Here is a 3,881-nt window from a genome sequence, read left to right as displayed (position 1 = left end):
TCGGTGACGAGATCTGCAAAGCTGGTTTCCGGCGTCCAGCCGAGCTTTTCGCGCGCGCGGGTTGCGTCGCCCAAAAGGGTTTCGACCTCGGCGGGGCGGAAATAGCGAGGATCGACGGAGACGATGATATTGCCCTGCGCGTCCCGGCCGACTTCATTCAGGCCTTCACCTTCGAAGGTGATCTGCATATCCAAAGCAGCACAGGCGGCTTTGACAAAGTCGCGCACCGAATATTGGACGCCCGTGGCAATAACAAAATCCTCTGGTGTGTCCTGTTGCAGCATCAGCCACATCATCTGCACATAATCGCGTGCATGGCCCCAGTCGCGCAGAGCATCCATATTCCCCAGCTTAAGCACCCCACCCGTGCCCAGTTTGATCCGAGCCAGCGCACGGGTGATTTTGCGCGTCACGAAGGTTTCACCGCGCAGGGGGCTTTCGTGGTTAAACAGGATGCCGTTGCAGGCATGCAGCCCATAGGCCTCACGGTAGTTTACTGTAATCCAATAGGCATACAGTTTGGCTACCGCATAGGGTGAGCGCGGATAGAACGGCGTGGTTTCGCGTTGCGGAGTTTCTTGGACCAGTCCGTATAGCTCTGAGGTGGAGGCTTGGTAGAAACGGGTTGTTTCGCCCATGCCGAGAAACCGGATGGCTTCCAGCAGGCGCAGGGGGCCAAGTGCGTCCGAATTGGCGGTGTATTCTGGCTCTTCGAAAGAGACAGCAACGTGGGATTGCGCCGCAAGGTTATACACCTCATCGGGGCGGACCTCTTGGAGAATGCGGGTCAGTGACGAACTATCCGTCATGTCGCCATGGTGCAAAACGAATTGGCCCGTCTGGCCGGGTGTGCCATCAAACAAGTGATCAATGCGCGCCGTGTTGAACAATGAGGTGCGGCGCTTAATTCCGTGCACTTCATAGCCTTTCTCCAGCAGAAATTCGGACAAGTAGGCCCCGTCTTGTCCGGTGATGCCGGTGATGAGCGCGCGCTTGGGCGCAGGCGATGATGTGGTCATGGGAGGTCCTCCAATTGTGCCCGTCTGGTGCCATAGGGTTTGCGTGCGTGCAAGGAGCGGGGCTTGTGGCAAGCGTTAAGATGCGGGTTGGGATACTTTGCACGGGTCAAACACGCGCCCCGACTGCAACCCGGATGCAAACCCTGCTACAACCTGTTGCGGATTTTGCCGATCAGCTGTGCGGCTCGGGCGCCGAGGCTGGGGCTTTGGGGGGATTGGGATGCGCCGGGAATAGGACAGGGCTCACCGTTGGCTTGGGGGGCGGCATCGTCCTCAAGCCGGTAGCCGAACCGCTCAAAGTCTTGTGCAAAGATCTCTCCGATCAACGCGAGATCACCAGGGCTGGGGTTGATCTTGGCAGGGGTTTTGGCCTTTTTGCGGCGGGCGTTGACTTGGGTGATTTCGGTGGGACCATCTGTGTCGCCTACGACCATGTTGAGCCACGGGATGATCGCCTCTAGCCCATGCTCAAGGTAGAACACGGCCGCCTCGGGGGGGACGATGTCGCTCATGGGGCGGGTGTGGTTGTCATAGGCGTAGGGGGTCTGCGCCCATTGCAGCGGCAAATCCGTCAGCCAATCGGAAAACGTCATGCCTTGGGGGACCGTCTTTTCCTGCTCTAGCTGGAAATGCCACGCGCTGATGATGCGGGCGGTGGGGTGGCGCACCACGGCAAAGCTGGCGTCGATGAACCCCACGGGAAACAGCTGGGCCAGCGCGTGGCGGTCCATATGCTGCGGAGACGTCTGGGTCCACGGGTGGCTGTGGCTGAGGTAGGCAGTGTCCACAAAGCCCAAAGGCCCAAAGCGCGCGGCCAAGTAATGTTCCAACGCCGAGCCCGCGCATTTGGGCACATGGGCATAATAGAGCAATTGAGAGCCTGCACGCATCAGGGGCATAAGAACGTCTTTCGTAAGGGCGGCTTGGGAGCCAATTCTAAAATTACTTTTTGCCCCCAAATCAGGAGGCCTTTGTTTTTATTAGAAACGATGGGGCCACAGGTCCAGCCGCCGGGCACCGGTTTTGCGCAACTGCGGCGCAAACCCCACGCATAGGGGTGGGCCATATCCCGCCGACTGGCGATGTGTTCCGCCGCGACGCAGAAACACGCCTTTATAACGCCTCTAACCTGCCCTTATTCTGGCTCAGATGGTACGTTTTTTGCACTATTGAGGGGGCTGACCCTGAAAAGGCACGCCCCAAAGCTGCATGGTTTCCATGTCAAAGCATTTTAAGAACCGATATTGAGGGCGCGTTTAGAGCATGAAGATTGTAATTTTTGGCCTCGGGTACGTTGGATTTACGGCCGCCTGTTGTATTGCCATCCGCCCCCCTGATCTTGTTGCTAAAGAAACCCTGCGGCCCGGATTTCATCGCCCGCATATGCCAGACCGGCTCATTCTTGCCCCGACAGATCAGCAGCCATGCCTCTCCCTCGGCGCGGATGTCATAAGACGTCAGCGCGCGACCATAAAGCATCAGCCGTTCCCCAGGGGCGGCCTGCAACACAACCGGCCCTGTCCCTCCAAAGCCTGCCGCCTTTTGGATGCCCAGCTTCAATTGCTCGGTCCCGCAATTGGCCGAGGGCAGGGTCACGGTGCCCGGCCCAATCAGGCGATGCATATTCTCAAAATCCCGCGCCAACAGATTTGGAGCCGGATAGGGCGCGGCCAGCCGAAACCCCGTAGGCCGCGCCGGTTGCACCATGCCTTCGCGGCCCACATAGGCGATGTTGCCCTCAATCAGCACCCCGTTCAGCCCGCACGGCACCCCCGAATGGGGGAACATATGGATGACATCCGGATGCTCCGTGTTATCGGACCAACTGTCGGAAAAGATGTTGTTGCGCACCACGATGTTGCGCGACGGGCGACAATCCTGCCCGCGCAGCTTGATCGCCGACAGCCGCACCAAATCCCCCCACAGCCGGTGACCACGGTTGTATGAAATCACGATATCCTCGCCCCAAACCGAAACGGCATTGACGATTGTTGTGAACAAATTGCCCGTAATAGTGACGTTTTCGCCCCAGCCAGAGACACCATGGGTCAGGGCTTGTGTACGCTGCCCGCCGCGCCGTGCCTCGCGCATGGGGCCCTCAACACGCACGCCGCGCAGCGTGAAATTGCGCGTCACCCCACCACGCCCCAACAACACGCCGTACATATGTTGCGAAAACCCCTTTTGGCCCGGCGTAACCTCGGGGCTGTTAAGGCGAATGGTGACATATGACAGCGTCAGATTGCCATTGGGCGCGCCCCCGCGCTGCGATGACATCTCCCACGGGCCCAGAACGGCGGGGCGGGCGCGGTCGGCTGAGGTGATCGTCATGGGCTGCGCATCGGGGATGCCTTGAAACGCCCCCTTCAGCCGTTCCCAATCGAGGGGGGCATAGGTGCCCGGCGCCAGACACACCACCAAGCCCGCCTTTTGATCGCCCGGGCGCAGCAACACCTCTGTCAGCGCGGCGGAACTGTCGACCGTGATCTGGCACGCGGCCGTCTGGGCTTGTGCGGGCACGGCCCAAAGCCCCCCCATACAAACCGCCACAATCAGAGCAAACAATCGGCGTGAAAAACACAGAGCCATCGGGGGCATCCTTAAAAAGGGAACACTCAAAATATTTTCCCCAAGGGACCATATCTTTGGCCCGCACCGCAACGAAAATTCTGCGCCCATGCGGGGACAGCTCCGCACACAATTCCGTTAATAATACATAAGATTGATTATAAGAAAATTTGAAACATGCCCCGTTTTGGTCATCTTCCCGCCCCCAAGCGTGACATGATGGCCGCGCATCGTCGCCGTACACCTTAACCATTTGCGCGCGCTCGGACCGCGCGGCATAACAAAAGGTAAATG

3 protein-coding genes are annotated in these 3,881 nt (G+C 59.0%); all 3 read right to left on the bottom strand.

Annotated elements, in window-relative coordinates:
• A partial coding sequence (gene gmd / locus AC4GMC_RS17490) for a GDP-mannose 4,6-dehydratase (protein WP_488082369.1) occupies positions 1–1,019 on the bottom strand: 1,019 nt, incomplete at its 3' end.
• A 146-nt stretch (positions 1,020–1,165) separates the two neighbouring features.
• On the bottom strand, positions 1,166–1,918 hold the full coding sequence (locus AC4GMC_RS17485; protein WP_490391487.1) for a sulfotransferase family 2 domain-containing protein: 753 nt from the start codon (positions 1,916–1,918) through the stop codon (positions 1,166–1,168).
• Positions 1,919–2,240: 322 nt separating this feature from the next.
• Positions 2,241–3,608 carry a hypothetical protein gene (locus AC4GMC_RS17480; RefSeq protein WP_490391486.1) on the bottom strand — a complete coding sequence of 456 codons (1,368 nt, stop codon included), beginning with the start codon at positions 3,606–3,608 and terminating at the stop codon, positions 2,241–2,243.
• Positions 3,609–3,881: the final 273 nt, after the last annotated feature.

Source organism: Thalassobacter sp. (assembly GCF_982993085.1).
Note: the sequence above shows the minus strand (reverse complement) of the source record. Positions and strands in the feature narration are given on the sequence as shown.

Excerpts from the sequence above, each read along its gene's own strand:
- AC4GMC_RS17485 (WP_490391487.1), bottom strand. The coding sequence starts at position 1,918 with ATGCCCCTGATGCGTGCAGGCTCTCAATTGCTCTATTATGCCCATGTG.
- AC4GMC_RS17480 (WP_490391486.1), bottom strand. The coding sequence starts at position 3,608 with ATGGCTCTGTGTTTTTCACGCCGATTGTTTGCTCTGATTGTGGCGGTT.